Origin of the sequence: Segatella copri, from assembly GCF_949820605.1 — a bacterium.
Classification (GTDB): Bacteria; Bacteroidota; Bacteroidia; order Bacteroidales; family Bacteroidaceae; genus Prevotella.
The window spans coordinates 495412-514217 of the sequence record NZ_CATKVU010000006.1; the positions used below are offsets into that span (position 1 = coordinate 495412).

The following is an 18806-nucleotide window of genomic DNA, read 5'->3' on the forward strand; positions in this document are numbered from 1 at the left end:
ATTATCTTAATGTTTATTGTTATTGTTTACTTTGTGGGGGACATTTCTTTCCCTTATTTGCGGGAGTTATCCATTTTCTCCTTCTTTTCGGCTGCAAAAGTACGTAGGAAATGTTACAGGCTATTTAAACAGATGTTACATTCTTGTTAAAAACGATTTTTCTTCTGTTTTTCTGAAAGAAAGTAGTATCTTTGCAGTCAGAACGCCTATATATAATAAGGTGTAAAACATAACAAACATGAAAATGGATAGATTTAAAGATATCAGGGCGATAGCCTTCGATGCCGATGATACGCTCTGGGCATTACAGGAATATTTCGAAGAGGTGGAGCATGAATATTGCGAACTTCTTTCTGAATACGGAAAAGAGAAAGAAATTTCTGCCGCTCTTCTGGAGACGGAAAGTGGTAATATGGCTGACTTGGGGTATGGCTGCAAGGCTTTCACCATTTCGCTGGTAGAGAATGCCGTGAAGGTAAGTAAGGGCAAGATTTCTGCCTATGTGATTGCTCAGATTATAGGGCTGGGAAAGAGTCTGCTGCATCTTGATGCCAAACCGCTGGAGGGGGTAGAGGAGACGCTGGCTCTGCTGCATGAAAAGAAGAATGAGGGCAGGGGATTGAAACTTGCCGTCTTTACGAAGGGAGAGTTGCAGGATCAGGAGAATAAATTATGGCGCTCGGGGTTGCAGCGTTATTTTGATGTGGTAAGTATCGTGAGCGATAAAAAGCCTGAAGCTTACCGCCGCCTCTGTAGGGAGTTGGATGTCCAGCCTTCAGAACTCGTGATGGTGGGTAACAGTTTCAAAAGTGATATTGCTCCTGCGCTGAGCATCGGCTGTTCTGCCATCCATATTCCTGCCCAATCTATCTGGGCGCATGAGAAGACTGAAGAGTATGAACACCCGAAACTCCGCCGCATCTCATATTTCAAGGAAATTCTTGATTGGATATAAAGGGGGAGAATATCGATCTTTCCTCTTTATCTGCTGATACCCATCTACCGCGTTTTACGGTTTTATGTATGTTAAATATCTGAAAATCAGTTAGTTTGCTACCTTGTTACGGAGTTTTACCGTATTATGTATGTTAAGTGCTTGAAAATCAGTAAGTTTACCCACTTGACCCCTTAAAATAAGGGGTCAAGCCTTACTTTAGGATAACTCTTAGTAAAAAGGGACTAAGAGTTATCCTATTTCTTTATCAATATACGCAAGGATTTCTTCTTGCTGTTCTGGATGGAACCATTGGATAGTGGTATCCCGCTTAAACCAGGTAAGCTGCTTGCGCATGTATTCACGGCTGTGCGACTGGATTTGTCTGATAGCTTCATCGCGGTCTATCTCGCCGTCAAAGTAAGAGAACATTTCTTTGTAGCCTACGGTTCTCAACGAGGTGAGTCCCTTCTGCGGATATACGCTGCGTGCTTCTGCCTCCAGACCTTCGTCCATCATCATCAGTACACGCTGGTTGATGCGGTCGTAGAGTTCAGTTCTGTCGCGGTTCAGACCTATCTTGATGATGCGGAAAGGGCGCTGCTTCTTTTCGGCTGTGCGGAAAGAAGTATAAGTCTTGCCGGTTTGATGGCAGATTTCCAGGGCATGAACCACGCGGCGTGGATTCTTCCTGTCTACTATCGCCCAGTGCTCCGGATCCATCTTGTGGAGTTCTTCTACCAGCGCCTCCAGCCCTTCCTCTTCCAGACGCTGTTTCATCCAAGTGCGGATGTCGTCACGAACAGTAGGGATGTCGTCGATTCCTTTGCATACAGCATCGATATACATCATGCTGCCACCTGTAAGCAGAGCCACATCGTGATTCTTGAAGATGTCTTCCTGCAGGAGATTCATCACATCAGCCTCGTATTGGGCAGCGCTGTAATAATCTTCGATGTGGTGGTTTCCTACGAAATAATGCTTTACCCGCTGCTGCTGTTCGGCAGTAGGGGCTGCGGTTCCGATGGGGAGTTCGGCGAAGATCTGGCGGGAGTCGGCATTGATAATAGGTATAGCGAGATGCTCTGCCAGTGAAAGGCAAAGCTCCGTTTTACCTACACCGGTAGGACCTAAAACCACAATCAATGTTTTCATATATCATTCTTTATATTCAAGAAAAAAGCATCCTTGCTCGTTTCATAAACCTATGCAAGGATGCTCTTTTTACCTTTTTACTTTTTTACCCTTTTACTTTTATCGGATAATGCCTCGCTGAGAACTCTCTACGAAGTCGATAATATACTGAATCTCCTTGGTAACCTCAAGATTCTTCTTGATTTCCTCGATACCTTCCTTCAAAATACCCTTGCTGTAGAGCAGACGGTAAGCCTCGTGGATGTTTTGGATGGTCTCATTGCTGAAACCGCGACGGCGCAGACCGATGAGGTTGATGCTGCAGTAGCGGGTTGGCTCCTTGCCGGCAATGATGTATGGAGGAATATCCTGAGAGAAACGGCAACCGCCCTGGATCATTACGTAACCTGCGATATGGCAGAACTGGTGAACGAGAACGTTGGCGCTGACGATGGCGTTGTCGTCTACTACCACCTCACCGGCAAACTTGGTAGAGTTGCCGATAATCAAGCCGCTGCCGAGCACGCAGTCGTGAGCCACGTGAACAGTCTCCATCAGGAGGTTGTTGCTGCCTACTACGGTCTTGCCCTTAGAGGCTGTACCACGAGAGATAGTAACGTTCTCACGGATGCTGTTGTTATCGCCCACCTCGCAGGTAGTCTGTTCGCCCTTGAACTTCAAGTCCTGAGGCTTGGTAGAGATGCTGGCGCCTGGGAAAAATTCATTATTGTTGCCGATGCGAGCGCCCACGTGAATGGTAACGCTGTTCTGCAATACGTTGTTATCGCCCAAAACGGTGTCCTTGTCAATATAGCAGAAAGGACCGATAATGTTGTTGTCACCGAGTTTTGCCTCTGGATGAACAAACGCTAATGGACTAATCTGATTCATATTTCTATCTTATTATTACTTGTTCTTAACAATCTGTGCAGTGAAAGTAGCCTCTGCCACCACCTGGTCGCCTACGAACATGTAGCCCTTCATAGAGCTGATGCCATGACGCACTGGTGCGAGCAACTCCACACGGAAGAGGAGGGTATCGCCTGGAACCACCTTCTTGCGGAACTTCACATCGTCGAGCTTCATGAAGTAAGTGCTCCAGCGCTCAGGCTCTTCCAACTGGTTCAATACGAGCAGACCGCCACACTGTGCCATCGCCTCTACCTGGAGAACGCCTGGCATTACAGGCTCCTCAGGGAAGTGACCGGTGAAGAATGGCTCGTTGCTGGTTACGTTCTTAACGCCCACGATGCTGGTAGGACCCATGGCGATGACCTTATCTACCAACTGCATTGGGTAGCGATGAGGCAGGAGCTGACGGATGCGGATGTTATCCATGATTGGCTCCTCGTTTGGATCGTAGATAGGAGCCTGGATTTCGTGCTTGCGAATCTCCTTGCGCATGAGACGGGCGAACTTGTTGTTCACGGTGTGGCCCGGACGGGTAGCGATGATGCGACCCTTGATAGGCTTGCCGATGAGCGCCATATCGCCGATGATGTCGAGCAGCTTATGGCGAGTACACTCGTTCTCCCACTGTAAAGGACGGTGCTGGATGTAACCCAACTTGCTGGCATCCATGTGAGGCACCTTGAGATGGTCGGCGAGCTGATCGAGCTGAGCCTGCTCCACCTGGCGCTCGTAGATAACGATGGCATTGTCCAAGTCTCCACCCTTAATGAGGTTAGCCTGGAGCAATGGCATGATATCGCGAACGAATACGAAGGTACGTGCCGAAGCAATCTCGTCAACGTAGGTCTCCATCTTGTCGAGGGTAGCAAACTGGCTGTTGATGAACTTGCTCTCGAAAGAACACATCGCCGTGATACTGAATTCCTCATCTGGAAGAATGGTGATAACAGAACCGTTGTCGTCCTTCACCTCAATCTTATGACGGATGATATAGTAGTCCTTCTCTGCATTCTGCTCCTGGATGCCCACGCTTTGAATCTTCTCTACATACATGGATGCAGAGCCGTCGAGGATAGGGAATTCAGGACCGTTTACCTGGATGAAACAGTTGTCGATGCCGAGGGCATAGAGTGCTGACATACCGTGCTCGATGGTAGAGATGCGGATATCGCCCTTACCGAGTACGGTGCCACGCTGGGTTTCAACGACGTTCTCAGCCACAGCCTGGATGATAGGCTCGCCTTCGAGGTCGATGCGCTGTATCTTATAACCGGTGTTCTCTGGTGCAGGATTGAAAGTCACGGTGAGGCTCAAGCCTGTGTGCAATCCCTTGCCGCAAAGAGAGAAGCTACCTTTCAGTGTCTTCTGTTTTGACATAATTATATATAGTTTTATTTATTTTTCTTTAATTCTTTAATCTGCTTCTTCAGGTCGTTGAGTTCCTTGTACATCTCAGGCAGGCGACGGAAGATGGCCTGTGACTTGAAGTAAGCACGCTGCTCCATAGGAGGAGTACCGATGAGCTGCTGGCCGCTCTTGAGGCTGCCTGGCACACCACTCTGTGCTCCGAGGAATACCTTGTCGCCGATGGTGATGTGACCGGCGAGACCCACCTGTCCTCCAAACATACACCATTCGCCTACCTTGGTACTGCCGGCTACACCCACCTGTGCAGACATCACGGTGTTGGCACCGATGTCGGTGTTGTGAGCAATCTGAACCATATTGTCGAGCTTCACGCCCTTGCGAACGTAGGTAGAGCCCATAGTAGAGCGGTCAACGCAAGTGTTGGCACCAATCTCCACATCATCCTCAATGGTGACGATACCAATCTGAGGAATCTTGTCATATCCATCAGGTCCTGGAGCGAAGCCGAAGCCATCAGCACCGATGACGCAACCTGCATGGAGAGTCACGTTATCGCCGAGCTTACAGCCGTAATAAATGGTTACGTGAGGGTAGATGAGGGCATTCTTGCCAATCTTCACACCCTCGCCGATGTAAGCGTGAGGATAAATCTGACTACCTTCGCCCACCTCTGCGCCATCGCTGATATAGGCGAAAGCACCGATATAGACGTTCTCAGCCACCTTAGCCTTTGGAGAAACGAAAGCCAATGGATCGATACCCGTCTTCTTAGGTTTCATTGATTCATACATCTGGAGCAACTTTGCCACGCACTCGTATGCATTCTTCACACGAATGAGGGTGGTAGAAACAGGATGATCCAATTCCACGTTCTCGTCGATGAGTACGATGCTCGACTTTGTGTCGTACACGAAGTGAGTATATTTAGGGTTTGAAAGGAACGAGATAGCGCCTTTCTTGCCTTCTTCGATTTTAGCGAAGGTGTTGACTGTTGCGTTCTCATCACCTTCCACACGGCCCTGAACGAACTGGGCTATTTGCGCTGCGGTAAATTCCATATTTATCAATCTTCTAGTTTGTTTTACTTAGGGTCTCCTTGCAAGATTCTCTTTTAGGAAACACATTTTGTTTGCAAAAATAACAAAATAAATTTAGAATCTTGTCATTCTTTCGTAATATTTTGTTTTTTTCGCAAACAAATGGGTATTTTTTAGGCGCAAAGCCTCTTTTTCAAGATACTTTGCGCCTAAAATCTTATTTTTGGTGGGGGATTGCAAATCCCCTGGTTTAATAGGTCGAACCTTTTTTACGGCGGATTTCAAATCCGCCGGGAGGCCTAGCGGAAGGGAGGCTTAGCCCAGCTTGGCAAGCTCGGCTGCCATTTCCTCCTGGAGTTCCTTAGCTTTCTGACCTGCTACCTCAGCAAAGTCATCGCCGTTGCTGGCATAGATGATGCCGCGGGAAGAGTTGACGAGCAAGCCGCAGTCCTTGATGATGCCATACTTGCAAACCTCCTGCAGGCTGCCACCCTGTGCACCTACGCCCGGTACGAGGAGGAAGTGGTTAGGAGCCACCTTGCGGATATCTTCGAACATCTTGCCCTGTGTAGCGCCTACTACATACATCATGTTCTCATCGTTGCCCCATTCCTGGCTCTTCTTGAGAACCTTCTCGAAGAGGCGCTCGCCCTCCTTATCCTCTGTGAGCTGGAAGTCGTGGCTACCCTTGTTGCTGGTAAGTGCCAGGAGGATAACCCACTTGCCGTCATACTCGAGGAATGGCTTGACTGAATCCTCACCCATATAAGGTGCTACGGTTACAGAGTCGATATTGTACTCCTCGAAGAATGTCTGGGCATACATCTTGCTGGTGTTGCCGATATCGCCGCGCTTGGCATCTGCGATGATGAAGTGGTTGGGATAGTGGCTGTGGAGATACTTGATGGTGTTTTCGAAGGCAATCATGCCATCGATTCCGCGGCTCTCATAGAAAGCCAGGTTTGGCTTGTAAGCCACACAGTATGGGGCTGTTGCGTCGATGATAGCCTTGTTGAATCTGAATATCATTTCGGCTTCTGCGCCCTGGATGTCTTCACTCTCGGTGATGCACTTAGGCAACTTGTTGATATCTGTGTCAAGACCTACGCACAAGAAACTCTTCTTGGCGAAAATCTGCTCTACGAGTTCTTTTCTGTTCATAATGGATTGATATGATGATTCATCGCCCCGAAGCACGGAACGATGAATCGGGGTTTTACAATTCTGTTTCTTTCAGCTTCTCTGCGTTCTCGGCTACGGTCAGGGCATCAATCATGTCCTGAATATCACCTGCCAGGAAACCGTTGAGATCGTGAGTGGTGTAACCGATACGGTGGTCGGTAACACGGCCCTGCGGGAAGTTGTAGGTACGGATCTTCGCACTGCGGTCGCCGGTAGAAACGAGGCTCTTGCGGCGGCTGGCGATATCGTCAACATACTTCTGGTGCTCACGGTCGTGGATGAATGTATAGAGGCGGCTCAAGGCACGCTCCTTGTTCTTTGGCTGGTCACGGGTTTCGGTACACTCGATGAGGATTTCCTCTACCTCGCCTGTGTTAGGGTTTTTCCAAGGGTAGCGGAGACGTACACCAGACTCCACCTTGTTCACGTTCTGACCACCGGCACCTGAACTTCGGAAGGTATCCCACTTGATGTCTCCTTCGTTGATGTTCACCTCAAACTTGTCTGCCTCTGGCAATACGGCCACGGTAGCAGCTGAGGTGTGCATACGGCCCTGTGTTTCAGTAGCAGGCACACGCTGAACACGGTGAACACCTGATTCGTACTTCAATGTACCGTAAACGTCAGTACCGCTCACGGCGAAGTCGATTTCCTTGTATCCACCTACTGCGCCTTCAGAAACAGAAGTCACGCTGACGGTCCATCCCTTCGATTCGCAGTATTTCTTATACATATTAAATAGGTCGCCTGCAAAGAGGGCAGCCTCGTCGCCTCCGGCACCGCCTCGGATTTCCATCTGTACGTTCTTGGCGTCTTCTGGGTCCTTAGGTACCAGCGCAATCTTGATTTCTTCTTCGAGTTTAGGCTGCAGCGCCTCGTTCTCGTTGAGTTCTTCGCGAGCCATCTCCTTCATTTCCGGATCGCTCTCGTTGGCAAGGATGTCCTTTGCCTCCTTGATGCTATTCAGACAGTTGATGTATCGCTTGCGTGCGTCCATGATGTCACCCAGGTCTTTCCATTCCTTGGTGAGCTTCACGTAGCGTGGCTGGTCGGCGATGACATCTGGGTCGGTAATGAGGGTGCTTACTTCCTCGTATCGGCTCTCTAAGCCTTCTAGCTTCTGTAATATGTTGTTATTATCCATTAATTTTAATTCTATTTTTAGTATTCGAATGTTCCGAATTCGCTCTTGATGGTCAGGCTGCGCTTGCCTTCTTCGATGTGACCCACAATCTGGGCATCGATGTTGAAGCTCTTGCTGATGGCGATAACCTTCTCGGCAACCTCAGGACGTACGTAGATCTCCATGCGGTGACCCATGTTGAATACCTGATACATTTCCTTCCAGTCGGTATCTGAGCAGTCGTGGATCGCCTTGAAGAGTGGAGGCACAGGGAACATGTTGTCCTTCACTACCTTGCAGTTCTCGCCTACGAAGTGAAGAACCTTGGTCTGGGCACCACCGGTGCAGTGAACCATACCGTGAACCTCTGGGCGGAGCTCATCGAGAAGCTTCTTGATGACAGGAGCGTAGGTACGGGTAGGAGAGAGTACCAGTTCTCCGGCATTGATAGGTGAACCCTCTACCTCATCAGTCAACTTATACTTACCGCTGTAAACCAACTCGTCTGGCACGGCGTGGTCGTAGCTCTCAGGATAGTTCTCTGCGAGATACTTGGCAAATACATCGTGGCGGGCAGAAGTAAGTCCGTTGCTGCCCATACCGCCGTTGTACTTCTTCTCGTAAGTAGCCTGACCTGTAGAAGAAAGACCTACGATGACATCGCCTGGACGGATGTTGGCGTTGTTGATGACGTCGCTGCGCTTCATGCGGCAGGTAACGGTAGAGTCAACGATGATAGTACGAACCAGGTCGCCTACGTCAGCAGTCTCACCGCCGGTAGGATAGATGCCGATACCCATCTCGCGCATCTCGTGGAGCAGGTCGTCAGTACCGTTGATGATAGCTGAGATTACCTCGCCTGGGATGAGCATCTTGTTGCGTCCGATGGTAGAGCTTACGAGGATGTTGTCTACTGCGCCTACGCAGAGCAGGTCGTCGGTATTCATCACGATAGCATCTTGAGCGATACCTTTCCATACAGAGAGGTCGCCTGTCTCCTTCCAGTACATGTAAGCCAAGCTCGACTTGGTACCTGCACCGTCGGCATGCATAATGTTACAATACTCTGGGTCGCCGCCCAAGATATCAGGTATGATCTTGCAGAAAGCCTGTGGAAAGATACCCTTGTCGATGTTCTTGATAGCGTTGTGAACATCTTCCTTTGCTGCGCTAACACCGCGCATCATATATCTATTGTTACTCATATTCTTACTTTGAACTTTGATCTTTGAATTTTATGATATGCTTATTTTTCCTGGTGCCAGAAATCCCATGATGCAAAGGCTTGCAACAAGAGCATTTCCAAGCCATTCTTTACTGTGGCTCCATGTTCTTTGCCCTTCTTCATGAAGAGGGTTTCGTCGGGATTGTAGATGAGGTCGTAGAGCAGGGTGTGGCTGTCCATTGCCTCGTAAGGCAGCGCAGGACACTCGTCTACGTGTGGATACATGCCCACAGGGGTGCAGTTAACGATGACATTATACTCCTGGATGACCTCAGGGGTGATTTTTTCGTACTGGATTGTACCCGGACGCTCGTATCGACTCACGAAGATCGTCTCCAGTCCGAGCGATTTCAGACCGAAGTTGATAGCCTTTGAAGCTCCGCCAGTGCCCAGGATGAGTGCCTTCTTGTGATAAGGCTCGATATAAGGTTCGATGCTCTTGGTAAAACCGATGACATCGCTGTTGTATCCTTTCAGATAAACATCTTCACCTCTGTGCTCCACCTTGATCACGTTGACGGCTCCGATAGCATTCGCCTCAGGGCTTACCACGTCGAGATAGCTGATCACTTTCTCCTTGTAAGGAATGGTGACGTTGAGACCCTTAAGCTCAGGATTTGAGTCGAGAATCTCGGTAAGATTTTCGATAGAAGGTATCTCGAAGTTGATGTATTGGGCATCGATGCCCTCGTTCTCAAACTTTTCGTTGAAATAGTTCTTTGAGAACGAATGTCCCAGAGGGTAACCTATGAGTCCATACTTGTCCATAATATTTTTGTTTTATTTGGTTGCGAAATAGAGTGTGCAGATGCCGAAGGTGAGTCGCTTGAACTCTGCCTTTGCGAATCCTGCCTTTTTGAACACCTCCATCATGACCTCGCCCTGAGGGAATGCCTCGATGGTCTTGTTGAGATATCTGTAGGCGCTCTGGTCTTTGCTGATGAGTTTGCCATAAATCGGCAAGACGGTGTTGCTGTAGATGCTGAACAGCTGCTTCATCGGGAAACTGACCGGTGTGGTGAGTTCTACGATGCAGAGATGTCCGCCTTTTTTCAGTACCCGGCACATTTCCTTCAGTCCCTGGTCCAGGTTCTGGAAGTTCCTGATACCGAAGGCTGCGGTTACTGCGTCGAAGCTCTCGTCCTGGAACGAGAGGTTGAGGCAGTCTTCCTTGGCAAAGGAGATGGTGTTTTCCAGTCCCAGCTGCTTTACCTTCAGTCTGCCTATCTCCATCATGCCTTCCGAGATGTCTGCTCCGATTAGCTGGTCGGGATGTAGCATCTGGGCGGCTAGGATGGCGAAATCGCCGGTACCGGTAGCGATGTCGAGCATTTTTTTAGGAGAGAAGGGCGCAAGACGCCTGATTGCCTTCTTGCGCCATCCCTTATCGATATCCCACGAGAGTCGGTGGTTCAGGGTATCGTAGGTAGGGGCGATGTTGTCGAACATCTCCTCTACCAGTTTGCCCTTGTCTCCTGTGCCCTCGTAGGGCTTTATCTGTTCTTGCTTATACATTAATATATAGTTTACTTGTGTGCAGCAAGCCACTCGCTTACGTTCTTCTCGATGCGGGCAGCGATGTCGCCTTCCTCAGCAGCCTTGTCAAACTTCTCGCCGGTGATGTGCTCGTAGAGTTCGATGTAGCGGTCTGATACGCTCTCTGCATACTCGTCGGTAATCTCTGGCATAGTCTGGCCTGGTTCGTTCATGAAGTTGTGCTCGATGAGCCACTGGCGAACGAACTCCTTAGAGAGCTGGCGCTGTGGTTCACCCTTCTCAAACTTCTCCTCGTAACCGTCAGCATAGAAGTAGCGGCTAGAGTCTGGAGTGTGGATCTCATCGATGAGATAAACCTTGCCGTCGCGCTTGCCGAACTCGTACTTGGTATCTACGAGAATCAATCCCTGCTTGGCAGCGATTTCCTGACCGCGGGCGAAGATGCGGCGTGTGTAGTCCTCCATCACAGCGTAATCCTCTGCACTAACAATGCCCTGGGCGATAATCTCTTCCTTAGAAATGTTCATGTCGTGACCCTCGTCGGCCTTTGTAGTAGGGGTGATGATAGGCTCTGGGAAACGCTGGTTCTCGCGCATACCGTCTGGCAACTTCACACCGCAGATCTCGCGGCAGCCCTTCTGATACTCGCGCCATGCACTACCGGTGAGGATAGAACGGATGATCATCTCCACGCGGAAACCTTCGCACTTCAAACCTACGGTAACCATTGGGTCTGGAGTAGCCAACTTCCAGTTTGGACAGATGTCTGTAGTTGTGTCCAGGAACTTAGCTGCAATCTGATTGAGCACCTGTCCTTTGAATGGGATACCCTTAGGCAGAACAACGTCGAACGCTGAGATTCTGTCGGTAGCGACCATCACGAGGATGTCGTCGTTAATGTCATACACATCACGTACTTTACCGTGGTAAACACTCTTCTGTCCATCAAAATGGAAATCTGTCTTTGTTAATGCTTTCATTTTACTTTGAACTTTGAATTTTGAACTTTGAACTTTATGATATGCTTTATTTATGATCTGCATTCTTGATGAAATCTATTTTTAAAGAATCATTCAGTTCATTCTTCATTCTGATTATTTTGAATTATCTTTTTCTGCTTTCTGAGCTTCCCGTGCTTCCGCTCTCTCCTTGTCATACTTGTCGTATGCGTTGACGATGCGGGTTACGAGTTTGTGGCGCACGATATCCTTCTGTCCCAGCTTCACCACTCCGATGCCTTCCACGCCGTCTAGAATCTTGAGCGCCTCCTTCAGTCCGCTTCGCTGTTCGCGTGGCAGGTCAATCTGTGTCAGGTCGCCGGTGATAATCATCTTGGTGTTCATGCCCATACGGGTGAGGAACATGCGAATCTGTTGGGAGGTTGTGTTCTGCGCCTCGTCGAGGATGACGACGGCATCGCTGAGTGTGCGTCCGCGCATAAAGGCGAGCGGAGCAATCTGGATAATGTGCTTTTCCATCATATCCTGTAGCTTTACGGCAGGTATCATGTCTTCCAGCGCATCGTAGAGTGGCTGGAGGTATGGGTCAATTTTGTCTTTCATATCGCCAGGCAGGAAACCGAGCTTTTCGCCGGCTTCTACGGCTGGTCGTGAGAGGATGATTTTCTTGATGGCTTTCTCCTTGAGGGCTTTTACGGCAAGGGCGATGCTGAGATAGGTCTTACCGGTACCGGCTGGTCCCACGGCAAATACCATGTCGTTCTTCTCGTAAGCATCTATCAGCTGCTGCTGGTTTTCGCTGCGGCTCTTGATAGGTCGGCCGCTGATGCTGTATACCAGCACGCCTTTCACGCTGTCCGCCTTGGTCTGTTTTCCTTTCACGATGTCCAGGATGTCTTCATCATTGAGCATGTTGTATTTAAGCAAGTGCTTGCGCATCTGCTCAATATCCTCTTCCACCTTTGCCATTTCCTCCTCGTCGCCGAGCACACGAATCACGTTGTCGCGTGCTACGATACGCAACTTAGGATACAGCGATTTAATCATCTGCAGGTGGGCATTGTTCACACCGTAGAACATCACTGGATCGATATCTTCGAGTACAATATGTTTCTCTATCAAAATGTCTTAATTCTATAAAGTTTAAACTATCCTATCTAATATTTTGTTATATAACGCTGCAAAATTACTACTTTTCCATGAAATGAGCAAATTTCGGCGAATAAAACATTCTTTAAATATTAAAAAAGCTATTTTTTCGAAAGATTTTGTTACCTTTGCAGCTAAATTTGGCGATGCGGTTCCCGTTTTGCCTGAAGAATATAGAATATTATTTCGTGAAAATAAGATAATTATGAAGATTAGTAAGAACAGATATTTACAGGGTTTTGGTATTGTGGTTTTGCTTCTGGCGCTGGTGAGAGTCATCTTCCCGGGGGTGGCAAAACCGAAAACGGCGGCTGCTTCTGATGCTTCTTCTGCTGAAATTTCTGATGCATCGGCTGGTGCTGATGGAAATGTGGCTGAGGACCTGAAGAAGGATGAACTCTCTGTTATGCCTGATACGGCACAGAGCGGCAAGCCTTCTATCTTCTTCGACAAGGATGGCAAGGAGGTGAAGCATCGCATCTTCTCGGTGCCTCATTTCGGCAATACTTTCCCCGACCAGCAGGATGTGCAGATTCTGGCGGCTACTAAGCATGGTGTGAAACCGGTACAGAACCGTCTGGAGGCGGAGAACAGCAAGGGCAAGCTGGTGTATGTGGGCAACAATCCTTTCTTTTATGTCGACAAGCTGAACAACAGTATTCCTTATCTGGTGCCTCGTGCCTCTGTGCTGCTCCAGGATATTGGTCGTGCCTATTTCGATTCGCTGCAGATCAAGGGCATTCCGCTGCATAAGATTATCGTGACGAGCATTCTGCGCACCAAGGATGATGTGGCGAAACTGCGTACCCGAAACGGTAATGCTACCGAGAATTCGTGCCATCTCTATGGTACTACCTTCGATATCTGCTACAACCGCTATAAGCAGATTCAGACTCGTGAACAGCCTCGCCGCCAGGTGCAGAATGATACCCTGAAATGGGTGTTCTCCGAGGTGCTTCGCGATTTCCGCAACAAGAACCGCTGCTATATTAAATATGAGGTGAACCAGGGGTGCTTCCATATCACCGTGAAGTAGTGGTGTTTCATTTAATTTTTGATTCTCTTCAAATCTGCTTCTTCTCCCACTATCCAGATGATGTCTCCCTTCTTGAAGACTCGGGTAGGGGATACGTGCGTCAGATTCTCACGACCTTCTTCCAGTCCTACAACCATGCAGTTGTACCGGTCTCTGATACCGCTTTCGATGAGCGTCTTGCCCAGGAATTCGCTGGAAGAAGAGATGATGAGCTGGCTGAGTTTCATCTCGCGCTTTTCTATTTCAGCCTCCTCAGGCAGCAGGTCGCTCTGCAGGGCGATATTGAATTTCTGCAGCTGGTCGTCGTTGCCGATTACCTGCAGCTTGTCGCCCGGAAAGATGATCATGTCGCCGTTCGGGATGTTCAGCCGGTGAGAGCCGCGGTGAATGCTGCTCAGGTCTACACCGAACCGCTGGCGCAGATGCAGCTCTCGCAGCGATTTGCCAGTCCAACTGCTATCTTCAGGCACTTCAAATTCGCTGATGTGGATATCCCGGTCCAGCAGTCTGCCCTCGTAGAGCGGCCGTTTTTCGCCGTTCACCTGAGCCGCAATATCGCGCGAACGCAGGTTGTGGACGAAGACGCGCTCCATCACGATGCTACGCTTCTTGATGTGGCGGGATGCCAGCATCAGCATCACCACGGCGGCACCGATGCAGACAATCAGCGCATTGGTAAAGCGCGAGAGGAAATTGATGATATAGAAGATGAAAGCCAGTGCTATCATGAAGCGCACGAACACCGTAAAGAGCAGCGGCACGCGGTTGATGCTGCTCTCCACCCAGAGGCGTTTCCACTCGGCACTGTGGTTCTTCTTCATCACAATGGCGCGCAGGAACGGTGAGATGAATAGGACGGTGAGCAGACCGGTGATGGCGTTGGCATACCAGTGGAGATGCCAGCCGGGCAGCAGATTGCGCATCAGTGGCAGCACGAAGGTGAACATCAGGGCGATGACGGCTGCCGAGAGGATGGAGTAGGCGGTGGTGTTGACCAGCATTTGGCGGATCAGCGATTTCCACTTGCTCTGTTGCTGCGTCTGGGGATGACTCATCGCGAAATGGTTCAGAATATGGATGAGCTTGTCGGGCAGATGTTTCTCCATCACCTGATAGGTAGGTGTGGCAAGACGAATCATATAAGGTGTAAGGAAGGTGGTGATGACGCTCACTGCTACCACTACCGGATAGAGGAACTTGCTGATGACGCCGAGCGACAGACCCAGCGAGGCGATGATGAAAGAGAACTCACCAATCTGAGCCATCGAGAAACCGCAGCGCATCGCCGACTTCAGCGACTCGCCTCCGAGCATGAATCCGAAGGTGCCGAATATCGCCTGACCTACCAGTATCGTACCGACCAGGGCGAGGATAGGAACGGCATATTCTACCAGAATCTTCGGGTCTACCAGCATACCTACCGATACGAAGAAGATGGCTCCGAAGAGATTCTTTACCGGTTCTACGAGTTTGATAATCTTCTCTGCCTCAATGGTTTCTGCCAGTATGCTGCCCATGACGAAGGCTCCGAAGGCGCTGCTGAACCCCACCTTGGTGCTCAGTACCGCCATGCCGCAGCACAGACCCAGCGAAACGATGAGCAGGGTTTCGGCATTGATGAGTTTCCTCACCGAACGCAGGAACCACGGAATGGCGAAGATGCCCACGATAAACCATACGCCCAGGAAGAAGCCTATCTTCACGATAGAGGCAAGCATCTGCCCGCCGTCGGGACTGCTTCCGCTCGCTATCGCCGACAGCATCACCATCATCACGATAGCCAGGATATCTTCCAGTATCAGCACGCTCATCACCATCGAGGCAAACTTCTGGGTGCGCAGCCGCATATCATCGAAAGCCTTATATATAATAGTGGTGGAGCTCATGGCGAGCATACCGCCCAGGAAGATGCAGTCCATCCTTCCCCAGCCGAAGCCGTGGCCTACGCTGATGCCCAGCATCATCATGCAGAACACGATGACCACGGTGGCGATGATGGGAGAGGCACCCATCTTCACGATTTTCTTGAACGAGAAGTCGAGACCGAGCGAGAAGAGGGTGAAGATGACACCGATGTCGGCCCAGGTCTGGATATCCGTCTCGTCGACTACCGACATGGTGTAGGACATGTGTGGCGAAACCAGGAATCCCGCCATGATGTATCCCAGCACCAGCGGCTGCTTGAGCCTCTTGAAGATGAGGGTTACGATGCCTGCTACCATCAGGATGAGGGCAAGGTCTTTTACTAAGAATGGAATTTCAGCCATATTTTTCTGTTTATGAAAAAGGGGAATTTAGATGTGTCTAAATTCCCCATATCTGTATTAGTCGTTGTATTCTTCTGTGATTTCCGCTATCTTCACGATGGTCTTCACTACCTTCTCCATTACCTGGATGCTCACAAACTCGTGAGGGCCGTGGAAGTTGACACCGCCGGCGAAGATGTTAGGACAAGGCAGACCCTTGAAGCTCAGCTGGGCTCCGTCGGTACCGCCGCGGATAGGTTCTACGCGAGGTGGAACGCCGCTCTCCTGCATCGCTCTGAGCACGATGTCGATGACGTGCATGTTAGGATCAATCTTCTCCTTCATGTTATAGTACTGGTCGTAGATAACCGCCTTTACGGTTCCGTCGCCATACTTCTCGTTCATCTTATTCACGCAGTCCTCGATGAAATCCTTGCGGTTTTCAAACCTGTTGCGGTCGTGATCTCGGATGATGTAGCTGAGTTTTGCCTCCTCGCAGCGGCTCTCGATGCCGATGAGGTGGTAGAAACCCTGGTAGCCTTCAGTCTGCTCAGGAGTCTCGTTCTCAGGAATCATGTTCTGGAATTCCACAGCCAGTCGGCTTGCATTCACCATCTTTCCCTTGGCATAGCCTGTATGAACGCTCACGCCCTTGATGATGATTTTAGCTCCGGCAGCATTGAAGTTCTCGTATTCCAGATCGCCCAGGTCGCCGCCATCTACGGTGTACGCCCAGTCGCAGCCAAACTTCTCTACATCGAAATGATGCGCACCCATACCGATTTCCTCGTCAGGATTGAAACCTACGCGGATATCGCCGTGCTTGATTTCGTCGTGGTCGCGCAGATAGCACATAGCCTGTACGATTTCAGCGATGCCCGCCTTGTCGTCAGCACCCAGCAGGGTAGTACCGTCTGTCACGATGATATCCTCTCCCTTGTGTGCCTTCAGCTCTGGGAAAGTCTCAACGCTTGAGATGATGCCCGGGCTCAGCTCGATGTCGTTGCCGTCATAGTTCTTGATGACGCGCGCCTTTACATCCTTTCCGCTGGCATCAGGCGATGTATCCATGTGTGAAATAAATCCGATGGTAGGAGTCTTTTTCTTGGTATTGCTCTTTAGGGTGGCATAGATATAGCCCATGTCATCCATTTCGACATCGCTCAGTCCTTCGTCCTCAAGTTCCTTCTTCAGGTACTTGGCAAATTCGAGCTGTTTTGCCGTACTAGGCACGCTGGTCGATTCTTCGCTCGACTGTGTGTCGAATTTCGTATAGTTTATAAATCGTTCTACTAAATCCATGTTTTCAATTATTAATCATTTCTGTTGTTTCGGGTGATCTCGGTGGGATTCAAACCCACGACCTTCAGAACCGGAATCTGACGCTCTATTCAGCTAAGCTACGAGACCCTCTTTTCTGCCGCCCGTTTCTCCGCCTGAATGACATCGAATCGGGAAGTCGACTGCAAAATTACTGCTTTTATTTGAAATAACCAAATATTTGGGGCAGATTTTTTCATATATATAATGTGTATTTGCAAATTGTTCTACAAAATGCTACTAAAAAACTTAAAAATGCTATCATTTTGCGAAAAAATACGGAAAAATGCTTGCAGATTAATTATTATTTTGTACCTTTGCAGCGCAAATACTAAATATGAAATAAAAATGAGCAATTTGATAAAACCTGAAGGGTACAAGGCGCTGCTGGATATGCGCCAGACCGAAATGGGTATTAAAATGATAAAAGATTTTTTCCAGCAAAACCTGAGCACCGAGCTCCGTCTGCGTCGTGTTACCGCTCCGCTCTTCGTATTGAAGGGTCTTGGTATCAATGATGACCTGAACGGCGTAGAGCGCCCTGTAAGTTTCCCTATCAAGGATTTGGGCGAAGCCCAGGCTGAGGTGGTTCATTCTCTTGCCAAGTGGAAGCGACTGACGCTTGCCGAGTATGAGATTGAGCCTGCTTATGGTGTATATACTGATATGAACGCCATCCGTGCTGACGAGGAGCTGGATAATCTTCATTCGCTCTATGTTGACCAGTGGGACTGGGAGGCTGTGATTACCAAGGAAGACCGTACCATCGCCTTCCTCGAGAATATTGTGCGCCGCATCTATGGTGCCATCCTGCGTACCGAGTTCCTGGCTTGCGAGCATTATCCTCAGCTGAAGCCTTTCCTGCCTAAGGAGATTCATTTTATTCATGCGCAGGATTTACTCGATATGTATCCAGACCTTTCTCCTAAGGAGCGCGAGGATGCAATCTGCAAGAAGTATGGCGCTGTATTTGTAGAGGGCATTGGCGGCAAGTTGAGCGATGGCAAGAAGCATGATGGCCGAGCTCCTGACTATGATGACTGGAGCACCGTGGCTGAGAACGGCAAGGTGGGACTGAATGGTGATATCCTCATCTGGTATCCTGTTCTGGGTCGCAGTTTCGAGCTCAGTTCTATGGGTATCCGTGTCGACAAGGAGAGTCTGCTGCGTCAGCTTAAGCTGGAGGGCAAGGAGGATAGAGAGAAGCTTTACTTCCATCAGCAGCTCCTGAACGACAAGTTGCCTCTGAGTATTGGTGGCGGTATCGGCCAGAGCCGTCTGTGCATGGTATTGCTTCATAAGGCTCACATTGGTGAGATTCAGGCTAGCATCTGGCCTGAGGAGATGCGCAAGGAGGCTGAGGAAGCGGGCATGAATCTTATCTAAGCCTTTCTGTCGGTGCTTCATGGTGTGTACTGTGATGTGCTGCATATTCAGTTGATCTTTTTAAGATAATAATAATTTGCTTACGAAGGCTCCCGGTGGGTTTCTGCATCGGGGGCTTTTTTTTGTTTTATACCTTGAGGCTGTGTCTTACAGCGTCAACCCTTGCATTTCGCGGGTCGTAAAAGTTTGGTGTCGCGTTTCGCGACATCAAGGTCTGCGCTTCACGGGAATCTTTTTAACGATGGTGCAAAAGTACATCAAAATCTCCGAACTGCCAAATTTCACCCTGCAGAGTTAT

Annotated in this window: 16 protein-coding genes and 1 tRNA gene; 3 read left to right on the plus strand and 14 right to left on the minus strand. The window is 49.3% G+C overall.

Annotation, left to right across the window (positions count from 1 at the left end; all coding sequences use genetic code 11):
* Positions 1-238: 238 nt before the first annotated feature.
* Entirely contained in the window at positions 239-955 is a 717-nt protein-coding gene (locus RCO84_RS03075) for an HAD family hydrolase (protein WP_186292225.1), read from the plus strand.
* A gap of 231 nt (positions 956-1186) precedes the next feature.
* On the opposite strand, the gene miaA is transcribed toward RCO84_RS03075, so the two are convergent.
* The 11 genes from miaA to RCO84_RS03130 all read right to left on the minus strand — a co-directional run bounded on the left by miaA (position 1187) and on the right by RCO84_RS03130 (position 12493).
* On the minus strand, positions 1187-2089 hold the full coding sequence (miaA, locus tag RCO84_RS03080; protein ID WP_264915400.1) for a tRNA (adenosine(37)-N6)-dimethylallyltransferase MiaA: 903 nt from the start codon (positions 2087-2089) through the stop codon (positions 1187-1189).
* A gap of 99 nt (positions 2090-2188) precedes the next feature.
* On the minus strand, positions 2189-2959 hold the full coding sequence (lpxA, locus tag RCO84_RS03085) for an acyl-ACP--UDP-N-acetylglucosamine O-acyltransferase (protein WP_022120462.1): 771 nt from the start codon (positions 2957-2959) through the stop codon (positions 2189-2191).
* 15 nt (positions 2960-2974) lie between these two features.
* Entirely contained in the window at positions 2975-4357 is a 1383-nt protein-coding gene (locus RCO84_RS03090; RefSeq protein ID WP_153097943.1) for a bifunctional UDP-3-O-[3-hydroxymyristoyl] N-acetylglucosamine deacetylase/3-hydroxyacyl-ACP dehydratase, read from the minus strand.
* A 14-nt stretch (positions 4358-4371) separates the two neighbouring features.
* Positions 4372-5406, minus strand: a complete 1035-nt coding sequence (lpxD, locus tag RCO84_RS03095; RefSeq protein ID WP_287797532.1) for a UDP-3-O-(3-hydroxymyristoyl)glucosamine N-acyltransferase — start codon at positions 5404-5406, stop codon at positions 4372-4374.
* Positions 5407-5700: 294 nt separating this feature from the next.
* Positions 5701-6546, minus strand: a complete 846-nt coding sequence (gene pyrF, locus RCO84_RS03100; RefSeq protein ID WP_287797530.1) for an orotidine-5'-phosphate decarboxylase — start codon at positions 6544-6546, stop codon at positions 5701-5703.
* Positions 6547-6601: 55 nt separating this feature from the next.
* Entirely contained in the window at positions 6602-7711 is a 1110-nt protein-coding gene (gene prfA, locus RCO84_RS03105; RefSeq protein WP_006847233.1) for a peptide chain release factor 1, read from the minus strand.
* Positions 7712-7728: 17 nt separating this feature from the next.
* Positions 7729-8877: an AIR synthase-related protein gene (locus RCO84_RS03110; RefSeq protein ID WP_317585495.1), complete on the minus strand. Its 1149-nt coding sequence runs from the start codon at positions 8875-8877 to the stop codon at positions 7729-7731.
* Between the two features lie 59 nt (positions 8878-8936).
* The gene (locus RCO84_RS03115; protein ID WP_144152027.1) at positions 8937-9683 is read right to left on the minus strand and encodes a shikimate dehydrogenase family protein; all 747 of its coding nucleotides are present in this window, start codon (positions 9681-9683) and stop codon (positions 8937-8939) included.
* Positions 9684-9695: 12 nt separating this feature from the next.
* The gene (gene ubiE / locus RCO84_RS03120; protein WP_144152030.1) at positions 9696-10430 is read right to left on the minus strand and encodes a bifunctional demethylmenaquinone methyltransferase/2-methoxy-6-polyprenyl-1,4-benzoquinol methylase UbiE; all 735 of its coding nucleotides are present in this window, start codon (positions 10428-10430) and stop codon (positions 9696-9698) included.
* 11 nt (positions 10431-10441) lie between these two features.
* A complete protein-coding gene (locus tag RCO84_RS03125) occupies positions 10442-11392 on the minus strand; it encodes a phosphoribosylaminoimidazolesuccinocarboxamide synthase (protein WP_117587647.1) in 951 nt (316 codons plus the stop codon).
* A gap of 114 nt (positions 11393-11506) precedes the next feature.
* Complete coding sequence (locus RCO84_RS03130) at positions 11507-12493, minus strand: PhoH family protein (RefSeq protein ID WP_022120453.1); 987 nt, start codon at positions 12491-12493, stop codon at positions 11507-11509.
* 232 nt (positions 12494-12725) lie between these two features.
* Here RCO84_RS03130 and RCO84_RS03135 point away from each other — a divergent pair, with 232 nt between their 5' ends.
* A complete protein-coding gene (locus tag RCO84_RS03135; protein WP_317583851.1) occupies positions 12726-13556 on the plus strand; it encodes a DUF5715 family protein in 831 nt (276 codons plus the stop codon).
* A gap of 11 nt (positions 13557-13567) precedes the next feature.
* On the opposite strand, the gene RCO84_RS03140 is transcribed toward RCO84_RS03135, so the two are convergent.
* The 3 genes from RCO84_RS03140 to RCO84_RS03150 form a co-directional block, all read right to left on the minus strand.
* Complete coding sequence (locus RCO84_RS03140; RefSeq protein WP_317583853.1) at positions 13568-15823, minus strand: cation:proton antiporter; 2256 nt, start codon at positions 15821-15823, stop codon at positions 13568-13570.
* A 57-nt stretch (positions 15824-15880) separates the two neighbouring features.
* The gene (pepT, locus tag RCO84_RS03145) at positions 15881-17104 is read right to left on the minus strand and encodes a peptidase T (RefSeq protein ID WP_218434408.1); all 1224 of its coding nucleotides are present in this window, start codon (positions 17102-17104) and stop codon (positions 15881-15883) included.
* Positions 17105-17138: 34 nt separating this feature from the next.
* A tRNA-Arg gene (locus RCO84_RS03150) sits at positions 17139-17212 on the minus strand.
* Between the two features lie 258 nt (positions 17213-17470).
* Here RCO84_RS03150 and asnA point away from each other — a divergent pair.
* Positions 17471-18508, plus strand: a complete 1038-nt coding sequence (gene asnA / locus RCO84_RS03155; protein ID WP_317573534.1) for an aspartate--ammonia ligase — start codon at positions 17471-17473, stop codon at positions 18506-18508.
* Positions 18509-18806 lie beyond the last annotated feature (298 nt).

Excerpts from the sequence above, each read along its gene's own strand:
- RCO84_RS03135 (WP_317583851.1), top strand. The coding sequence starts at position 12,726 with ATGAAGATTAGTAAGAACAGATATTTACAGGGTTTTGGTATTGTGGTT.
- lpxA (WP_022120462.1), bottom strand. The coding sequence starts at position 2,959 with ATGAATCAGATTAGTCCATTAGCGTTTGTTCATCCAGAGGCAAAACTC.
- RCO84_RS03110 (WP_317585495.1), bottom strand. The coding sequence starts at position 8,877 with ATGATGCGCGGTGTTAGCGCAGCAAAGGAAGATGTTCACAACGCTATC.
- miaA (WP_264915400.1), bottom strand. The coding sequence starts at position 2,089 with ATGAAAACATTGATTGTGGTTTTAGGTCCTACCGGTGTAGGTAAAACG.
- lpxD (WP_287797532.1), bottom strand. The coding sequence starts at position 5,406 with ATGGAATTTACCGCAGCGCAAATAGCCCAGTTCGTTCAGGGCCGTGTG.
- pyrF (WP_287797530.1), bottom strand. The coding sequence starts at position 6,546 with ATGAACAGAAAAGAACTCGTAGAGCAGATTTTCGCCAAGAAGAGTTTC.
- RCO84_RS03125 (WP_117587647.1), bottom strand. The coding sequence starts at position 11,392 with ATGAAAGCATTAACAAAGACAGATTTCCATTTTGATGGACAGAAGAGT.
- RCO84_RS03075 (WP_186292225.1), top strand. The coding sequence starts at position 239 with ATGAAAATGGATAGATTTAAAGATATCAGGGCGATAGCCTTCGATGCC.
- RCO84_RS03090 (WP_153097943.1), bottom strand. The coding sequence starts at position 4,357 with ATGTCAAAACAGAAGACACTGAAAGGTAGCTTCTCTCTTTGCGGCAAG.
- RCO84_RS03140 (WP_317583853.1), bottom strand. The coding sequence starts at position 15,823 with ATGGCTGAAATTCCATTCTTAGTAAAAGACCTTGCCCTCATCCTGATG.
- pepT (WP_218434408.1), bottom strand. The coding sequence starts at position 17,104 with ATGGATTTAGTAGAACGATTTATAAACTATACGAAATTCGACACACAG.
- prfA (WP_006847233.1), bottom strand. The coding sequence starts at position 7,711 with ATGGATAATAACAACATATTACAGAAGCTAGAAGGCTTAGAGAGCCGA.
- ubiE (WP_144152030.1), bottom strand. The coding sequence starts at position 10,430 with ATGTATAAGCAAGAACAGATAAAGCCCTACGAGGGCACAGGAGACAAG.
- RCO84_RS03115 (WP_144152027.1), bottom strand. The coding sequence starts at position 9,683 with ATGGACAAGTATGGACTCATAGGTTACCCTCTGGGACATTCGTTCTCA.
- asnA (WP_317573534.1), top strand. The coding sequence starts at position 17,471 with ATGAGCAATTTGATAAAACCTGAAGGGTACAAGGCGCTGCTGGATATG.